Annotated in this window: 19 protein-coding genes; 6 read left to right on the top strand and 13 right to left on the bottom strand. The window is 71.2% G+C overall.

The features are described from left to right. The 3 genes from DEIPI_RS39060 to DEIPI_RS0105980 all read right to left on the bottom strand — a co-directional run. Positions 1–184, bottom strand: a 184-nt coding sequence (locus tag DEIPI_RS39060; RefSeq protein WP_045233713.1) for a hypothetical protein, incomplete at its 3' end; no start/stop codon positions are given. Between the two features lie 112 nt (positions 185–296). Continuing rightward, the gene (locus tag DEIPI_RS0105975; RefSeq protein WP_027481189.1) at positions 297–1,394 is read right to left on the bottom strand and encodes an LptF/LptG family permease; all 1,098 of its coding nucleotides are present in this window, start codon (positions 1,392–1,394) and stop codon (positions 297–299) included. Further along, positions 1,391–2,446 carry an LptF/LptG family permease gene (locus DEIPI_RS0105980; protein WP_027481190.1) on the bottom strand — a complete coding sequence of 352 codons (1,056 nt, stop codon included), beginning with the start codon at positions 2,444–2,446 and terminating at the stop codon, positions 1,391–1,393. Before DEIPI_RS0105980 ends, DEIPI_RS0105975 begins: the two co-directional genes overlap by 4 nt. A 154-nt stretch (positions 2,447–2,600) precedes the next feature. On the opposite strand from DEIPI_RS0105980, the gene DEIPI_RS0105985 reads away from it, so the two are divergent. The 3 genes from DEIPI_RS0105985 (at position 2,601) to DEIPI_RS28915 (ending at position 4,348) form a co-directional block, all read left to right on the top strand. Next, entirely contained in the window at positions 2,601–3,383 is a 783-nt protein-coding gene (locus tag DEIPI_RS0105985) for a transporter substrate-binding domain-containing protein (RefSeq protein ID WP_027481191.1), read from the top strand. A 93-nt stretch (positions 3,384–3,476) separates the two neighbouring features. Then, positions 3,477–4,136: an amino acid ABC transporter permease gene (locus tag DEIPI_RS0105990; protein WP_157463485.1), complete on the top strand. Its 660-nt coding sequence runs from the start codon at positions 3,477–3,479 to the stop codon at positions 4,134–4,136. Positions 4,137–4,150: 14 nt separating this feature from the next. Beyond that, entirely contained in the window at positions 4,151–4,348 is a 198-nt protein-coding gene (locus tag DEIPI_RS28915; protein WP_045233714.1) for a hypothetical protein, read from the top strand. Between the two features lie 9 nt (positions 4,349–4,357). Here DEIPI_RS28915 and DEIPI_RS0106000 read toward each other — a convergent pair whose 3' ends face one another. Together DEIPI_RS0106000 and DEIPI_RS0106005 are read right to left on the bottom strand one after the other, a co-directional pair. Then, a complete protein-coding gene (locus DEIPI_RS0106000; RefSeq protein ID WP_027481193.1) occupies positions 4,358–4,714 on the bottom strand; it encodes a 2Fe-2S iron-sulfur cluster-binding protein in 357 nt (118 codons plus the stop codon). A 1-nt stretch (position 4,715) separates the two neighbouring features. Next, positions 4,716–5,510 (bottom strand): enoyl-CoA hydratase-related protein, encoded by a 795-nt coding sequence (locus DEIPI_RS0106005; protein ID WP_027481194.1) that lies wholly within the window; start codon positions 5,508–5,510, stop codon positions 4,716–4,718. A 166-nt stretch (positions 5,511–5,676) separates the two neighbouring features. Between DEIPI_RS0106005 and DEIPI_RS0106010 the strand changes: the two genes are divergently transcribed. Next, positions 5,677–6,162 carry a cation:proton antiporter regulatory subunit gene (locus tag DEIPI_RS0106010; RefSeq protein WP_027481195.1) on the top strand — a complete coding sequence of 162 codons (486 nt, stop codon included), beginning with the start codon at positions 5,677–5,679 and terminating at the stop codon, positions 6,160–6,162. Positions 6,163–6,303: 141 nt separating this feature from the next. Next, positions 6,304–7,482, top strand: a complete 1,179-nt coding sequence (locus DEIPI_RS0106015; protein WP_027481196.1) for a cation:proton antiporter — start codon at positions 6,304–6,306, stop codon at positions 7,480–7,482. Here the strand turns inward: DEIPI_RS0106015 and DEIPI_RS0106020 are convergent, their stop codons facing one another. Then, the gene (locus DEIPI_RS0106020; RefSeq protein WP_027481197.1) at positions 7,483–7,977 is read right to left on the bottom strand and encodes a hypothetical protein; all 495 of its coding nucleotides are present in this window, start codon (positions 7,975–7,977) and stop codon (positions 7,483–7,485) included. A 133-nt stretch (positions 7,978–8,110) separates the two neighbouring features. Between DEIPI_RS0106020 and lpdA the strand changes: the two genes are divergently transcribed. Then, a complete protein-coding gene (gene lpdA / locus DEIPI_RS0106025) occupies positions 8,111–9,502 on the top strand; it encodes a dihydrolipoyl dehydrogenase (protein ID WP_027481198.1) in 1,392 nt (463 codons plus the stop codon). Positions 9,503–9,644: 142 nt separating this feature from the next. Here the strand turns inward: lpdA and DEIPI_RS0106030 are convergent, their stop codons facing one another. The 7 genes from DEIPI_RS0106030 to DEIPI_RS28920 all read right to left on the bottom strand — a co-directional run. Further along, a complete protein-coding gene (locus DEIPI_RS0106030) occupies positions 9,645–11,045 on the bottom strand; it encodes an alkaline phosphatase family protein (RefSeq protein ID WP_027481199.1) in 1,401 nt (466 codons plus the stop codon). Between the two features lie 2 nt (positions 11,046–11,047). Further along, on the bottom strand, positions 11,048–11,902 hold the full coding sequence (locus tag DEIPI_RS0106035; protein ID WP_027481200.1) for a UbiA family prenyltransferase: 855 nt from the start codon (positions 11,900–11,902) through the stop codon (positions 11,048–11,050). Positions 11,903–11,918: 16 nt separating this feature from the next. Continuing rightward, positions 11,919–13,121: a metabolite traffic protein EboE gene (gene eboE, locus DEIPI_RS0106040; protein WP_027481201.1), complete on the bottom strand. Its 1,203-nt coding sequence runs from the start codon at positions 13,119–13,121 to the stop codon at positions 11,919–11,921. Beyond that, entirely contained in the window at positions 13,121–13,954 is an 834-nt protein-coding gene (locus DEIPI_RS0106045) for a TatD family hydrolase (RefSeq protein WP_027481202.1), read from the bottom strand. Before DEIPI_RS0106045 ends, eboE begins: the two co-directional genes overlap by 1 nt. Next, complete coding sequence (locus DEIPI_RS0106050; protein WP_027481203.1) at positions 13,951–14,277, bottom strand: hypothetical protein; 327 nt, start codon at positions 14,275–14,277, stop codon at positions 13,951–13,953. The genes DEIPI_RS0106045 and DEIPI_RS0106050 overlap by 4 nt, the downstream gene beginning before the upstream one ends. Next, positions 14,247–15,437 (bottom strand): 3-dehydroquinate synthase, encoded by a 1,191-nt coding sequence (locus DEIPI_RS0106055; protein WP_027481204.1) that lies wholly within the window; start codon positions 15,435–15,437, stop codon positions 14,247–14,249. The genes DEIPI_RS0106050 and DEIPI_RS0106055 overlap by 31 nt, the downstream gene beginning before the upstream one ends. A 125-nt stretch (positions 15,438–15,562) precedes the next feature. Further along, positions 15,563–16,079: putative antibiotic biosynthesis monooxygenase (locus DEIPI_RS28920; RefSeq protein WP_045233716.1), on the bottom strand; the 517-nt coding region annotated here is incomplete at its 5' end.

Genomic DNA, 16,079 nt, shown 5'->3' on the forward strand with positions numbered 1-16,079 from the left:
CGAGCGGCGTGCCGTGCAGGACGTTCTCCACCGCGCGGCCCGCGCCGCCGAAGCGGTCGAACAGACCGCGCACGCCCTTCTGCACGGGCCGCGCGGCGCCGTCGATCCACGCCTGACGGTCGATCAGGGCCTCCGAGATGCCGACACTCCTGTCGTAGCGGTACTCGTTCGTGCGTTCCTCCATACCCGACCTCCGGACGGCGCCGGGCCCACCGGAACTCCGGTGGGCCCGGCCGTCACGTCAAGGCTAGGAGGGCGCGGGCGGCGCGTTCGTGTGGACGCCCTTGAGGCGAAGCCTACCGACGGCTGGCGAGCCCGAGCAGCGCCGCGCCCGCCGCGAGGTACAGCACGTCCGGCGCCCAGGCGGCCACGGCGGGCGGCACGGCGCCCTGCTCGCCCATCACGCGGAACACGCTCCACGTGGCGTAGTACGCGAAGGTCAGCAGCAGCACCCACACCAGCCCCAGCCCGCCACCCGAGCGGAAGGTCAGCAGGGCCAGCGACACCCCGAAGAACGCGAACGCGAGCGCCGCGAGCGGCTCGGCGAACTTGCGGTGCAGGGCCGTCAGTTCCTGCGGGGCGGCTCCGCCCGTCTCGCGGATGGTCCTCAGGCGCGACAGCAGTTCCGGCAGGGGCAGGTTCACGGGACGCAGCACCTCCCCGCCGAGGTCGATGTTCGCCTGGACGTCCTGCACGGGCAGTTCGAGCTCCCGGAAGGTCGCGACGGTGGAGGGCCGCGTGCCCTGGTACGTGACGCGCGTGCCGCCGTAGAGGCGCAGCACGCTCGATCCGGGCCTGAGTTCGCCCCGGTCGGCACGGATGACCTCGCGGGCGGGACCGCCCTGGGTGGTCTGCACGATCCGCACGCCCTCCATCACGCCGCCCGCGCCGATCCGGTCGATGCTGATGGCCCGTCCGAGCGCGTCTCGCAGCACCGCGCCCTGCCGGTCGAGGCCGAGGACGCGCGGGTTGTCGAGCAGGATCGCGCGGATCACCACGAGGCGCTCCTGCGTGGCGCGCGGCACGAGCGTCTCGCCGTTCGCGAAGCTCAGGGCCGCCACGACCGCCGCGAGGCCCAGCACGGGCCACATCAGCCGCGTGGGCGCCAGGCCTCCCGCCATGAGGGCCTTGATCTCGCCGTCGCTCGACAGACGCGAGCAGGCGAGCAGCACCGCGAACAGCAGCGCGATGGGCAGCCCGCGCGAGATCGCCTCGGGAATGGTGAAGGCCGCGAGCTGCGCGACGAGCAGGGGCGCGGCGCCCTTGGCGAGCAGCGGCGCGAGCACCTCGTAGAGCGCGGCGAGCAGGAACAGCAGCAGCAGCGCCGTGACGCTGCCGATCAGGAGGGGCAGCACCTCCCCGAGGACGTAGCGCGGGACGATGCGCGGCCTCACGTGAGCCTCCGCGCCAGCACGGCGGCGACCAGCACCAGCAGGACGTTCGGCAGCCACGCCGCGAGGACGGGGGAGAGCGCGCCCGCCTTCACCATCTCGGGCATGGCGGCGTACACGACGTACGTGCCGAAGATCATCAGGACGAGGCTCGCGAAGGCCCAGCCGAGGTTGCGCAGCAGCAGACCCAGCGTGCCCGCCGCGAGCGCGAGCGCGAGCGCGCTCATGGGCTCGGCGTAGCGGCGCTGCAGGGTGAAGCTCGCCTCGCGGCGCTCGCGGACGTCGAGGCCCGCGTCGCTGGCGCGGGCACGTAGGACGGGCAGCGTGAGCTGCTCCACCGAGCGGGCGGGCTGCCGCAGCCGGTCGTCCTGCGCGAAGGTGAGCGCCTCGGGCACGAAGCGGGGCGAGCCGCCCGCGCGGACCTCGTAGGCGCCCGTGACCTGCCAGGTGCGCTTCCTGGAGTCCCAGGTGCCGCCCGGAGCGCTGTACGTCACGTCGGGCTTCTGCACGAGGACGCCCGCGAGGGTCGCGCGGGTCGGGTCGTCCGGGAAGGGCGTCACGCTGCCCGCGTAGTACAGCGTGCTGCCGTCGCGGTAGGTGTAGCGGAACTGCTGTGGCGGGCCGGGCGGCGTGCGGAACCACGCCTCGGTCCAGAGGCGGTCGAAGCGGGCGTTCGCGGCGGGCAGCAGACGGCTGGAGTTGTAGAAGGACGCGGCGCTCACGACGAGGCCGAGCAGCAGCACGGGCCACAGCAGATGCACGGGGCGCACGCCGCCCGCCTGCGCCGCCTTGAGCTCGCTGTCCTTCGCGAGCCGTCCGAAGCCCACGAGGACCGCGAAGGCCACGGCGAGCGGCAGGATCTGCAGGTTGAGCATGTACGGGAGCCGCGCGAGGTAGAGCTCCACGCCCTGCGAGAGCGGGACGCCGTTGCGCAGCAGCACGCCGACGATGGAGGAGAGCAGGTCGGTCGTGGACAGCACGAGGAACAGCACGAACCCCGCGACGTACAGCGGGATCACCTCGCGCAGGACGTAGCGAGCGAGACGGAAGGGCACGAGGTCAGTCTAGTGCAGCGCCGCTGTGACGTCTGAACGCAGGGCCGCCCTATTCCGAGTGGCTGAGTCGGATATCGTGACCTCAATAACGTACAAAAGAACTCAACTGCTTTAGGATGGGCAGGTTCGGCGGCCCCGCCGCCCAGGAGGACCCATGAACTTCAACCGTGCCATCCTCGCCGGCCTCACCGTCAGCACCACGCTCGTCGGCACCGCGCTCGCCGACACCCCCGACCTGCTCACCACCGTCAAGGGGCGCGGCACCCTCCGCATCGCCCTCGAAGGCACCTACCCGCCCTTCAACTCCAAGGACGAGAAGGGCCAGCTCGTCGGCTTCGACGTCGACATCGCCCGCGCCGTCGCCCAGAAGATGGGTCTCAAGGCCGAATTCGTCCTCACCGAATGGTCCGGCATCCTCGCGGGCCTCCAGGCGAAGAAGTTCGACGTCATCGTCAACCAGGTGACCATCACCCCCGAACGCCGCAAGGCCTTCGACTTCAGCGACCCCTACGTCGTCTCCAGCCCGCAGCTCATCCAGCGCGCGAACGACAAGACGAACTACCCCAGCCTGAACGCCCTCAAGGGCCACAAGCTCGGCGTCGGCACCGGCAGCAACTACGAACAGACCGCCCGCGCCGTCGGCGGCATCGACGTCCGCACCTACAAGGCCGCGCCCGACACCCTCAAGGACCTCAGCCTGCGCCGCATCGACGCCGCCCTCAACGACCGCCTGCTCGCCGCGTACCTCGTCAAGCAGAGCGGCCTGCCCCTGCGCGCCGGCGCCCGCGTCGGCGAGGCCACCGAGATGGGCATCCCCGTCCGCAAGGGCAACCCGCAGTTCCTCGCCGCCGTCAACAAGGCCCTCGCCGACATCAAGAAGGACGGCACCTACGCCAAGATCAGCCAGAAGTGGTTCGGTCAGGACGTCAGCAAGTAATCAGCGGTCAGCGGTCAGCGGTCAGCACTCAGTTCAAGGATCCTTGCGCTGAATACTGACCGCTGATCCCTGAAAGCTGCTTTCCTGACTCCCATGGACGTCGTCATCGCGAACCTCCCGGCCCTGCTGCGCGCGTCGCTCGTGACGCTCGGCTACGCCGCCGGGTCGATGGTGCCGGGCTTCCTCATCGGACTCCTCACGGCCCTCGCGCGGCTCTCCGGCGTGAAGCTCCTGGGCTGGATCGCGGGCCTGTACGTCTCGATCATCCGCGGCACGCCCCTGCTCGTGCAGATCTACATCGTCTACTACGTCCTGCCCGACCTCACCGGCATCGACCTCGGACCGCTCGCGTCCGGCCTGCTCGCCCTCGCCCTCAACGTCGGCGCGTACGTCAGCGAGGCCCTGCGCGGCGCGTTCCTCTCCGTCCCCGCCGGGCAGCGCGAGGCGGCCCTCGCGCTCGGCCTCAGCGGCGCCCAGACCTTCCGCGAGGTCGTCGCGCCGCAGGCGCTGCGCATCGCCGTGCCGTCGCTCGGCAACTCCTTCATCAGCCTCGTGAAGGACACGTCGCTCGTCTCCATCATCACCGTCGTGGAGCTCCTGCAGGAGGCGAACCTCGCCATCGCCCGCACCTTCCGGCCCACCCCGCTGTACCTCGCGGTCGCCCTGATCTACTGGATCATCAGCAGCGTCCTCGCCTACGCCCTGCGCGGCGTCGAGAGACGACTCTCACGCGGCGTCACCGCCCGCCGCTAGAGGAGGGAGGAAGCGTGCCCACCCCCGAATTCCTGCGCCGACGCAACGCGCTGTGGGCTGAACTGCGCGCCCTGCCGGAGTTCACGCCCGCCTTCGAGGCCAAGCTCGCGGAACTCGGCGCCCTCATCGGCTGGCCGCGCGAGCGGATCCTCGCGGGCCTCGGCCTGCACGACGACGAAAGCGGACGCCCCGACGAGCGCCCGCCCTCCTGACCCCCCGGCTCAGGGACGCGTGATCCACACGGGCTCGGGCTCGATGTGCTCCGCCGGGGCCTTCCCCGGCTCCAGCCCCGAGTTCGACGCCGTCTGCACGAGCCGCACCGTCATGTCGTGATCGCACTCGATCTGACACGACAGCCGCGCCGAGCCCAGCAGCCCCTTGGCCTCCAGCACCGCCCGCTCCGCCTCGGTCATGCGTTCGGGCTCGCCCGCCACGAACTCCACCCGGCAGGTCGTGCAGCGCGCCTGACCGCCGCAGCGGTGCAGCACGTCCACGCCCGCGCCCTCCAGCGCCAGCACCAGCCGCGCGCCCTCCTGAACCTCGAAGGTGCCGCGCTCCTCCACCGTCACGCGCGCCACGTCAGCCCTCCCCGGTGACCGCGCCCGCGAAGTCCGGCCTGCGCTTCTCCAGGAACGCCGAGATGCCCTCGCGGTGCTCCGCGCCCTCGCCCGCCACCTGCTGCAGCTGCGCCTCGTACTCCAGCGCCTCCTCCAGCGTGCTCGTCATCGCGCGGTTCAGCGCGCGCTTCGTGAGGCCCAGAGCCCGCACGGGCCGCGCCGCGAGCCGCGCCGCGTACGCCTGCACCTCCTCACGGAAGGTGTCGTGCGGCAGCACCTGCTCGCACAGGCCCAGCCGGAGCGCGTCCTCCGCCGACACGCGCTCCGCGAGCGCCATCAGCTCGAACGCCCGGTTCCAGCCCACCAGGCGCGGCAGCGTCCACGTGCTCCCCGAGTCCGGCACGAGCGCGATGTTGCTGAACACCTCGATGAAGCTCGCGGCCTCCGAGAAGAGGCGCACGTCCCCCGCCAGCGCGATGCTCGCGCCCGCGCCCGCCGCGACGCCGTTCACCGCCGTGATCACCGGCTTCTCGATCGAACGCATCTTCGACACCAGCGGGTTGTACGTGTGCCGCAGGTGCTCCGCGAAGCCCATCTCGCGCGCGCCCACGTCACCGAGGTCCTGCCCCGCGCAGAAGCCGCGCCCCGCCCCCGTGATCACCACGACGCGCACCGCGTCGTCCCGCTCCGCGTCCCTGAGCGCCGCCGTGAGGCCGAGCAGCAGCGGATCGTTCGCGGCGTTGAGCTTGTCCGGTCGGTTCATCGTGAGGGTCAGCACGCCCTCCTGCAGGTCCCGCAGCACCACCTGATCTGACATGCGCCCACCATACCAGGGGGGCCGCGTCTCTCCTCGTGGGCCATGGGCGGTGACGCGTCTCTCCAACCCTGGGAGGCCGTCGTACGCACCGGGGCGGCCCGGTGCTCTTGCCATGGGCGGTGACGCGTCTCTCCAACCCTGGGGCCACCCCGCGCTACTCTGAGGCGTGGTCCAGGTAGAGGAAACCAAGCTGCCCGGCGTCGGCGTCCGACACGACTTCCAGGGCAAGTACGGCAAGCGCGTCGGCGTGCTCACGCACCGCGACGGACGACGCGAGATCTTCGTGACGCGCGGCGACGACCCCGACGCCTGCGCGGAAAGCATCACCCTCAGCGAGGAGGAGGCCGAGGCCGTCAGCGACCTCCTCGGTGGCAGCACCATCACCCGCCGTCTCAGCGCCATGGTCCAGGAAGTCGAGGGTCTCGCCTTCGACTGGCTGCCCCTGCAGGCGAGCTCCCCCTTCGCGGACCATCCGCTCGGCGACACGCGCCTGCGCACCCGCACGGGTACCAGCGTCGTCGCGGTGCTGCGCGGCGGCGGCGCCGTCGCCGCGCCCGACCCCTCCTTCGTCCTGCGTGCCGGGGACACCGTCGTCGTGCTCGGCAGCGCCGAGGGTGTGAAAGCCGCCGAACGCATCCTCGCCGGACCGTAGACTGGGAGAGGCGCACGCGCCCCCCACACCGCTTCACCGTACGCCCCGCCGCCCTGACGTTCCCCGAACGCCAGGGCGACGTCGCACCATCAACGCGGCTCGCCTTCTGGACGGCGGGCCACGTCATGAACGGAGGTCCGCTTGTCCCTCGGTCAGCTCTTCGTCGAGATCGGCGCCGTCATCCTCGCCCTCGCCCTCGTGGGCCGCGTCGCGGGCCGCGTCGGCCTCAGTCCCATCCCGCTGTACCTCCTCGCGGGCATAGGACTCGGCCCGGTCCTCACGCTCGGCGGGGAGGTCAAGGAGTTCATTCATATCGGCGCGGAGATCGGCGCGGTGCTGCTGCTCTTCACCCTCGGCCTGGAATACACCGAGGACGAACTGCGCACCAGCCTGCGCACCAACGTCGGCGTCGGCGCGCTCGACCTCGCGCTGAACTTCACGCCGGGCGTGCTGTTCGGGCTGCTGCTCGGCCTCTCTCCCCTCGGGGCGCTGCTGCTCGGCGGCGTCACGTACCTCAGCTCCTCCGGCATCGTCAGCAAGGTCCTCGGGGAGCTCGGACGGCTCGGCAACCGCGAGACGCCCGTCGTGCTGGCCGTCTGCGTCCTGGAGGACCTCGCGATGGCCGTGTACCTTCCCGTCGTCGCGGCGCTCCTCGTGGGGGGCGGGCTGCTCGCGACGGGCCTGTCGCTCGGCGTGGCGCTCCTCGCGTTCGGCGTGACGCTCTTCCTGTCGCTGCGCTTCGGTCCCGTCCTGAGCCGCCTCATCGTGGCGCGCAGCGACGAGACGCTGCTGCTCAGCGTGTTCGGGCTGGTACTGCTCGTCGCGGGCCTCGCCGATCTCCTCAAGGTGTCCGCCGCGATCGGCGCGTTCCTCGTCGGCATCGCCCTCAGCGGTGACGTCGCTCACCGCGCGCGGCAGCTCACGGCGCCCCTGCGGGACTTCTTCGCCGCGATCTTCTTCGTGTTCTTCGGGCTGCAACTGCCCCTCGCGAGCGTGCCGGGCGTGCTGCTGCCCGCCCTCGCGCTCGCGCTCGTGACGGCCGCGACGAAGATCGCGACGGGCTGGTGGGGCGCCGCCCGCGCCGGGGTCGGCCCGCGCGGACGCTGGCGCGCGGGCGCCACGCTCGTCGCGCGCGGCGAGTTCAGAGTGCTCATAGCGGGCCTCGCCGTCACGAGAGGCGTCGCGCCCGACCTCGGCCCGCTCGCCGCCGTGTACGTCCTGCTCACCGCCGCGCTCGGGCCCATGCTCGCCCGCCTCGACACGCCCCTCGCGCCGTACCTCGACCGCCTCGCGCGCAGAACGGCGACGGCGAAGCCGTGACTACTTCCTGTTCGCCGCCTTCCACTGCTTCACGAAGTCCGCGACGACCTCCTGCACGTCGGAGAGCAGCTCCTTCGTGACCGCGTCGTCCTCGCCGCCGATGGTGCCGTACTGCCCGCCCGTCCAGATCGCCACGTACGTCTTGTACTTCGGGTTGCTCCAGTCGGACACGTCCGCCGCGAGGTCGTACGCGCGCCAGCCGTCGCTGTTGGCGGACGTCATGCCGATCGAGAGGTAGAACGCCGCCGGTGCCTGCGCGCAGCTGTCCGATTCCTGGAAGGTCACGCCGCCGGCGCGGAACTGCCGCTTGATCTCCGCGTACGCGCCGTCGCTCAGCGCCTTGAGGTTCATCCTGCCCGCGCCGTCCACGTCGATGCTGACGGTGTACTTCGCGGTGAGGCACATCTTCGTGCCGCCGAGGTTGCTCTCGTCCTGAGCCAGGGCCGTGCCGAACGTGGCGGCCGCGAGGGCCGCGAGGGTCATGGTGGTCTTCACCTCCTCACCTTACGCTCAGCGGCGTGACGATGGAATGACCATCGGCGCCTGTGGGTTGCTCCAGCGCGCCTGACGGAAATGAAGGATCGCGACCACAGCCCGCGATCCCAACACCCGTTAGACTGAGCCTCGTATGGACTACGATCTTCTCGTCATCGGCGCTGGCCCCGGCGGTTACCACGCCGCGATCCGCGCCGCGCAGCTCGGCCTCAAGGTCGCCTGCGCGGAGATGGGCAACCTCGGCGGCGTCTGCCTCAACATCGGCTGCATCCCCACGAAGGCCCTGCTGCACGCGGGCGAGGAGATGCGCTCCGCGAAGCACGCCGCGGACTTCGGGCTCAGCTTCGGCGAGCCCACCCTCGACATCGCCAAGCTCAACGGCTGGAAGGACGGCATCGTGAAGCGCCTCACGGGCGGCGTGGGCGGCCTGTTCAAGGCGAACAAGGTCACGCACCTCGTCGGGCAGGCGCGCTTCCTCGACGCCAACACCGTGCAGGTCGGCGATCAGAAGGTCACGGCCAGGAACGTCATCATCGCGACGGGCAGCGACGTCGCGCCCCTGCCGGGCTTCCCGGTGGACCAGAACAGGATCATCGACTCGACCGGCGCGCTCGTCGTGCCCGACCCCCTCCCGAAGCGCATGCTCGCGATCGGCGCGGGCGCCATCGGCCTGGAGTTCTCGCAGGTCTACAACAACATGGGCGTCAAGGTGAAGGTCATCGAGTTCGCCCCTCAGGTCGTGCCCGCCGCCGACGCGGACGCCGCGAAGGAGTTCGCGAAGATCCTGCGCAAGCAGGGCATCGAGATCGAGACGGGCGTCAAGGCCAACGGCTACACCGAGCGGGACGGCGAGCTCCACGTGGAGATCGAGGACGTGAAGACCGGCGAGAAGCGCACCGAGGTCTTCGACAAGATCCTCGTCGCGGTCGGGCGCCGTCCGCGCAGCGCGGACCTCGGGCTGGAGGCGGCGGGCGTCAAGGTCGGCGAGCGCGGCTTCATCCCGGTGGACCACGAGCTCCGCACGAACGTGCCGCACATCTTCGCGATCGGCGACGTCATCGGCAACCCCATGCTGGCCCACAAGGCCATGAAGGAGGGCCTCGTCGCCGCCGAGGTCATCGCGGGCAAGAAGTCCGCGATGGACGTCGTCGCGATTCCCGCCGTGGTGTACACCACCCCCGAGCTCGCCTGGGTGGGCCTCACGGAGGCCGAGGCGAAGGCGAAGGGCTACAACGTCAAGACCGGCACCTTCCCCATGAGCGCGTCGGGCCGCGCGATGACGCTCGGCGACACGGACGGCTTCGTGAAGATGATCAGCGACGCCGACACGGACCTCGTGCTGGGCGTGCACATCGTCGCGCCGCACGGCAGCGACATGCTCGGCGAGGCGGGCCTCGCGCTGGAGATGGCCGCGACCGTCACGGACATCTCCCTGACCGTGCACAGCCACCCCACGCTCTCCGAGGCGGTGCTCGAAGCCGCCGAGAACGTGCACAAGCAGGCGATCCACATCATCAATCGATAACGGCGGTGAAGTGGACCGAGGAACGTCACCTCGGTCCACTTCAGCCGAGCGGAGCGAGTGGCCGTCACAGAGCGGCCGAAGTGGAAGGGCCGGACCGAGAGGTCCGGCCCTGAAACGCAGGTCGCGAACCGAACGCGCCTATCTACACCCTCGCCAGCTCACGCTCCCGCACGTCCGCGCGCAGGTGCGCGAGAAGCACGTCCATCACCTCGGTCGGCTGGAGGTGATCGCCGGGCAGCAGGTCCGGGCGGGACGTGATCAGCAGGGGGCCCCGCGCACGGTTCCCGGTGACGCGGCCGTGCGTGCCGCGCACGACGGTCGCGTCGAGGCCGATGACGTCCATGAGGTAGCGCATCCCCAGCGTCTTCTTCAGGAGGGCGCGCGCCGCCTTGAGCTTCGCGGGGGAGTGCGGGTCCATGAAGAGCTCGGCGGGGTCGTAGCCGGGCTTGCGGTGGATGTCCACCGTGCGGGCGTAGTCGGGGGCCTTCCCGTCGTCCGTCCACCAGTAGTACGTGAACCACGCGCCGGGCTCCGCGACCACCACGAGGTCGCCGGACCGCTCGTGGTCGAGGTGCCGCTCGCGCTTGCCCTCCTCGCCGAGCACCTCCGCCACGCCGGGCGTGCGCGCCAGCAGGTCGCGCACCTCCTCCAGCCGGGATCGGTCGTTGACGTACACGTGCGCCACCTGATGGTCCGCCACGGCGAACGCGCCCGAGGTGGCCACGTCGATCATTTCCCGGCCCACCTCCATGCGGTAACGGATGAGGCCCGCCTCCCGCAGCACGCGGTTGAGGTGCACGGGCCGCCACGCGCGCTCGATGCCGTACTCGGAGAGCACCACGACCGTCACGCCGCGCGCCTCCAGGTCCTCGATCAGCGTCCCGGCGACCTCGTCGATCTCGCGCAGGGCCCGCGCGATCTCGGGGGAGTCCGGCCCGTGCTGCTGCAGGCCGTAGTCGAGGTGCGGGAGGTACACCAGTTGCAGGCTCGGCGCGTGCTGCTCCTCGATGAGGCGCGTGGCGTCCGCGATCCAGCGGCTCGACGAGATGTTCGCGTTCGGGCCCCAGTACGAGAAGAGCGGGAAGGTCCCGAGCTTCTCCTGCAACTCGTCACGCAGCTCCATCGGCTGGGTGTAGCAGTCGGGCAGCTTGCGCCCGTCGGCGGGGTACATGGGGCGCGGCGTGACCGCGAGGTCCACGGTGGAGTTCATGTTGTACCACCAGCAGACGTTCGCGCAGGTGAAGCCCTCGAACTCCGCGCGCGCGAGGTCCCAGATCTTCGGGGCTCCCACGAGGTGGTTGCTCTGACGCCAGAACTTCACCTCCATCTCGTCGCGGAAGAGCCAGCCGTTGCCGACCGCGCCGTGCTCGGCGGGCCACTTCCCCGTGAGGTACGTGGCCTGCACGCTGCACGTCACGGCGGGCAGCACCTCCCCGACGGTCGCGAGCTTCCCGCGCGAAGCGAAGGCCCTCAGGCGCGGGGTGTGCTCCCCGATGAGGTCGGGCGTGAGGCCCACGACGTTCAGGACGGCGGTTCGTCGCATGATCAGGTTCCTTTCACCCAGCGCTGCAGCGCGAGGGTCAGCGCGAACGCGGCGAGCGCGATCCCGACGAGCGGCCAGGCGCCGCGCTGCGCGAGGATCATCGCGTCGAGCAGGGACACGCCCGCGATGAGGGACACGACGGCCCGCCCGACCGAGCGGCGCGCGCCGTACACGAAGGTGAGGGCGTACGCGGCCCAGCCGAGGAACAGCGCGAGCAGCGCGAACCCGAGGACGTCCGGGGCGCGCGTGACGAAGTACAGGCCGGGCAGGAAGACGAGCGCGGCGGGCCAGAAGCGCGCCACGCCGGGGCGGTTCTCGGTCTTCGCGACGTACGTGAGGCCCACGATGTAGCCGCCCATCAGGAGGGTCCACGCGACGAAGTCCGCGGTGACGGCCCCCGAGAAGGCCGTCAGCGCCGTGACGTACACGAGGGCGCGCGTGACGGCCATCACGACGGGACTCAGCGGGTTCGTCTTGTGCCACGCGTCGTACACGACGATCACGCCGACGAGCACGAGGCCGCTCAGCAGGGCCGGACCGCCGAGCGGCACGAGCAGCGCGAGCCCCACCGCGAACAGCAGGGCCGTCACGACGATCGCCTCGGCGCGGCCCACCACGCCCGACGGGAGGGGCCGCGAGGGGCGCTCGCGGCGGTCGATCGCCTCGTCCATGACGTCGTTGAGGTACATCCCGCCCGTGTAGAACAGCACCATCGCGGCGGCCACGAGCAGCACCGTGAGGTCGGGCCGCGTGACGCCCGCGAGCGCCGCGCCCGCGAGGGCGTTCGTGACGACCGTGGGCGTGTTGCTGACGCGCGCGAGCGAGAGGTGCCCGTGCAGGCGCCGCGCGAGCGTCAAGGGCGCGGAATTCGAGCTAGAGGACATCCATCACCCACCGGTATTCACGCTCGACGGAGTCGAGGAGGGGAAGCTTCAGGTCGGGCGGCAGCACGTCCCACGTGTACGTCTCGATCTCGAGGTGCGTGGTGTAGTGCTGCTGCCGCAGCAGGTCGAGGGAGCGTTCGATGGCGTCCCGGGTGGAGTCGAGCGTGCCGAACGCGCCCGTGAAGACCGGCACGTGGAAGTGCACGCGCCACTCCCGCGCGTCCGGATCGTCGAGGTGCGCGAGCGCGTCGGGCAGGTCCGGGAAGTGCCGGGTGCTGCCGTCCGCGTGGCAGGCGATGACCTGATGGAGGTAGGTGCTCTCCACGAACGGCGCGAGGGCTCGCCGCACGTCCTCGCGCTCGCCCGCGCCCGGCAGGCGCACCCTCACGGCGGAGCTCACCTGCACCTTCCCGATCCGCATCCCCGCCTCGCGGTAGGTCTCCAGGGCGCGCGCGGGGTCCTCGTACATCAGGGCGACGTGGCAGGTGTCGAAGCAGACCCGCACGTGCTCCCGCACGAGGTCGCGCGCGCGGTCCACGCTCACGCCGAGCCGCCCGGCCAGTTCCACCGCGCCGCGCGTCAGGAGGTGCGCCCGGAAGAAGTCCGCGAGCTGGTCGGAGCGTTCGAGCAGCCCGTCCGGCTCGGGCTCGACATCCACGTGAATGAGCGGCCCGCCCGACGCGTGCAGACGGGCGAGCTCCTCCACCACCCGGACGACGTTGGTCGTCAGGAGCACCATCGTGGCGTCGTCGTGGCGGTCCACCCACGCCCCGTACGACAGCGGGCTCGTGGAGATGCCGCCCTCCATGCCCCGGGGCAGGAGCGCCGCGAGGATCCGCGCGAGACGCAGCGTGTACGCCACGCGCTCCTCGTCACGCCAGTCGGGCGCGTGCACGTCCTCCTTCACGCGGCCCCCGTGGAAGGCGCCGTACGGGAAGCCGTTCATCGTGAAGACGTACAGGCCGCGCCCGTCGAGGAACGCACGGAAGTCGCGCAGCGCGTCCCCACCCAGCAGTTCGCGGCTCTCCTCCCCGGAGAGGCGCAGGCCCACCCCGAAGGGCCGCCCGGGCGCGAGGCGTTCCCGCAGCGGAACCGCCACCGCGTCCAGCGCGGCGCGCACGTCCGCCAGGCCGCGCGTGGGGTGGATGTTCGTGCAGTACGTGAGCTGCACGCCGCGTTCACCGACCTGCATCAGTCCGCCGCCACCCGCTCGCGCGGGGCGTCGGGCCGCACGAACTTCGGCGACTGCCCCAGGAAGCTCGCGGGGTTGTGCAGCACCACCCGGTAGATGAGGGCCTCGTCGTGGCCGCGTCGGCGCATCTCCAGCACGAACTCCGGCACGGCGAGCGCGTCGCTGGGACCCCAGTCGCACGCGCTCGCCACGCACAGCCGTTCGGGGCCGTACATCTCGATCATGTCCACCGCGCGCGCCGGGCTGGCCTTCGTGCGCGGGTACAGCGTGAAGCCCGTCCAGAAGCCGTGATCCAGGATCATCTCGACGGTGTGCTCCTCCGCGTGGTCCACCATGACCCGCGCGGGGTCGATGCGGCCGTCCTTCGCGAGGGTCTCCACGATCACCCGCGTGCCCTTGTACTTGTCCTCCAGGTGCGGGGTGTGGATGTGGATCATCTGGTCGTGCTCCAGCGCGAGCTCCACGTGGTCGAGGAAGGTGGCGAGCTCGTTGCGGGTGACGCGGTTGAGGCCGATCTCGCCGATGCCCAGCACCGTGGGCCGTGACAGGAACTCCGGGATGAGCGCCAGCACCTGCCGGGCGAGCTCGCGGTCCTCGCCCTCCTTCGGGTTGAGGCACAGCCACGCGTAGTGCGCGACGCCGTACTGCGCCGCGCGGGCGGGCTCGAAGGTCGTGATGTGGTCGAAGTAGTCCGCGAAGGCCTGCGCGCCGAGCCGGTCACGGCCCGACCAGAAGGCGGGTTCCGTGACGGCGACGCAGCCCGTCAGGGCCATCTTGTGGTAGTCGTCGGTGGTGCGCGAGATCATGTGCGCGTGCAGGTCGATGTACCTCATCCCTCGCCTCCGTCCTGCAGGTCGTGCGCCCGGCCCGACGCGCCGAGGGCGTTCTGCCGGTCGCGTTCCTCCAGCAGGCGCACGTCGCGGTCGCTCAGCAGCATCTGCACGCGGCCCACGCGTCCGCCCTCGCTCTCCGTGAGGACGTGCAGCGCCTCGCGCAGCGCGGTGAGGCGGAAGTCCCCGCCTGCGTCCTGATCGCGGGAGCGGTCGAGGCGGTCGAGGAACGCCGCGACGGCGAGCACCTGCGCGCGGTGCTCCATGAACGAGTCGTCGAGGAGCCTCGTCTGGCTCAGCGGGCAGGTTCCGGCGTGGGTCGCCATGCGTCTTCTCCTTCGGCGTGAATGCGGTTGAGGGTGTCGGCGGCGCGGGCGAGCAGGTCGAGGTCCATCTCGTGGACCTCCACGGGCCGCCCCACGCCGCGCGGCAGGGTGATGGTGAGCCGCCCGCCGAGATGCTCGCGGAACTCGTTCAGGCCCGCGAGCACCTCCCCCGTGCGGGTGGTGAGCAGCGGATGCGTGAGGTCGAGGCCGAAGCCCGCGATCACGCCGAGCACGCGCCGCCAGTCGGCCTCCGGGAGCATCCCGGCGAGCCACGCGTAGGTCGTGTCGAGCGCGATGCCGATCCCGACGGCCTCGCCGTGACGCAGCTCGTAATCGGTCATGGCCTCCAGCTTGTGCGCCGCCCAGTGCCCGAAGTCGAGGGGACGCGCGGAGCCCAGCTCGAACGCGTCGCCGCTCGTGGCGATGTGCTCCAGGTGCAGTTCCGCGCAGCGCACCACGGCGTGCTCCATCGCGCGCGCGTCACGGCCTCGCAGGGCCGCCGCGTTCGCCTCCAGGAAATCCAGGAAGGCCGGGTCGCGCAGCACCGCCACCTTCACGGCCTCCGTGAGGCCGCCGCGCCAGTCGCGGTCGTGGAGGGTCGTGAGGAAGTCGAGGTCGCACAGCACCGCCGCCGGGGGCGCGAAGGTGCCGAGCCAGTTCTTCTTGCCGTACGCGTTCACGCTGTTCTTCACGCCCACGGCGGAGTCGTTCTGCGAGAGCACCGTCGTGGGAACCCGCACGAGCCGCACGCCCCGGTGCGCCGTGGCCGCTGCGTACCCGACCATGTCGAGCAGGGCGCCCCCGCCGATCGCGACGACGTACGAGTGCCGGTCGATGCCGCGCGCCTCGACGAGGTCCTGCACCTGCGTCACGAAGGCGGGGTCGTGCTTGACGGCCTCCCCGCCGGGCAGCACGAGGGGCGGCGCCGCGAGGTCGAGGGCGCTCGCGTGCGCGCGCGCGTACGCCTCGACGTCCGCGAGGAGCGTCGTGTGCGCGCGCGCCACGCCGTCGTCCACCACCACGACGAACTTCGCCCGGTCGTGAGCGGCGTCGAGGGCGTCCCGGAAGGTGAGGTTGCTGGAGTGAAAGAGCCCGGTCGTGAACTCGACCGGGTACCGGAAGGTGACCGTCACGGTCTGCTGGATCGATCGGTTCGCCATGCCTCTCCTGCCCGACCGTCCGGCGCCCGTGCGGGCGGTGACGATCGTGTGAAGTCAAGACAAAGGCTAGAGTCCCCAGGGCTTGTGAAGTACCCCGGTTTCCTTCACGTGGGTTTGAGCAGATCTCAAGGTTTCGCGCGGCTCCTCTCACGTGTCTCGTCGTTCGGCTCCGTCGGACTCAACCAGGGCGCGAACAGCCGCGTCACCCACGGCATCACGAGGTACGTCATCATGGACACCACCAGCACCGCGAAGAGGAGCAGCCGCGCCGCGAGCGGCCACGCCGTGAGGTGCGGCGCGAACAGCAGGTTCAGCGAGAGGTTCAGCGGGTAGAGCGCCAGCACCGTCAGCAGCACCATCTTCCACCTCGGCGGCTGACGCAGCACCGGCGAGTCGGGCGGCGTGAACCAGTACTCCAGCCCGCCCGTCACGGACTCGCGCGGCTCCCCCTCGATCAGCTCCGACGCCCGCGCCAGCCAGGCCGCCCGCTGGGGTGAGTCCTGCCACGCGCGGAAGCTCCCGAAGTCGCTGAACCGGACCACCAGCGTGTACTCGCGCGGCCCCACCCGCGCGGGCCGGATGACGCCCACCCCGAGGTGCCCCGGGAAGCGGCCCGCCTCCGCGCTCAGGCCCGCCGCCCAC

The organism is Deinococcus pimensis DSM 21231 (genome assembly GCF_000519345.1).
GTDB classification, from domain to species: domain Bacteria; phylum Deinococcota; class Deinococci; order Deinococcales; family Deinococcaceae; genus Deinococcus_A; species Deinococcus_A pimensis.

What these genes read in the sequence shown, in the direction of transcription:
- DEIPI_RS0105985 (WP_027481191.1), top strand. Translation starts at nt 2,601, where the DNA reads ATGAACTTCAACCGTGCCATCCTCGCCGGCCTCACCGTCAGCACCACG.
- DEIPI_RS0105990 (WP_157463485.1), top strand. Translation starts at nt 3,477, where the DNA reads ATGGACGTCGTCATCGCGAACCTCCCGGCCCTGCTGCGCGCGTCGCTC.
- DEIPI_RS0106005 (WP_027481194.1), bottom strand. Translation starts at nt 5,510, where the DNA reads ATGTCAGATCAGGTGGTGCTGCGGGACCTGCAGGAGGGCGTGCTGACC.
- lpdA (WP_027481198.1), top strand. Translation starts at nt 8,111, where the DNA reads ATGGACTACGATCTTCTCGTCATCGGCGCTGGCCCCGGCGGTTACCAC.
- DEIPI_RS0106030 (WP_027481199.1), bottom strand. Translation starts at nt 11,045, where the DNA reads ATGCGACGAACCGCCGTCCTGAACGTCGTGGGCCTCACGCCCGACCTC.
- eboE (WP_027481201.1), bottom strand. Translation starts at nt 13,121, where the DNA reads ATGCAGGTCGGTGAACGCGGCGTGCAGCTCACGTACTGCACGAACATC.
- DEIPI_RS0106045 (WP_027481202.1), bottom strand. Translation starts at nt 13,954, where the DNA reads ATGAGGTACATCGACCTGCACGCGCACATGATCTCGCGCACCACCGAC.
- DEIPI_RS0106050 (WP_027481203.1), bottom strand. Translation starts at nt 14,277, where the DNA reads ATGGCGACCCACGCCGGAACCTGCCCGCTGAGCCAGACGAGGCTCCTC.
- DEIPI_RS0106055 (WP_027481204.1), bottom strand. Translation starts at nt 15,437, where the DNA reads ATGGCGAACCGATCGATCCAGCAGACCGTGACGGTCACCTTCCGGTAC.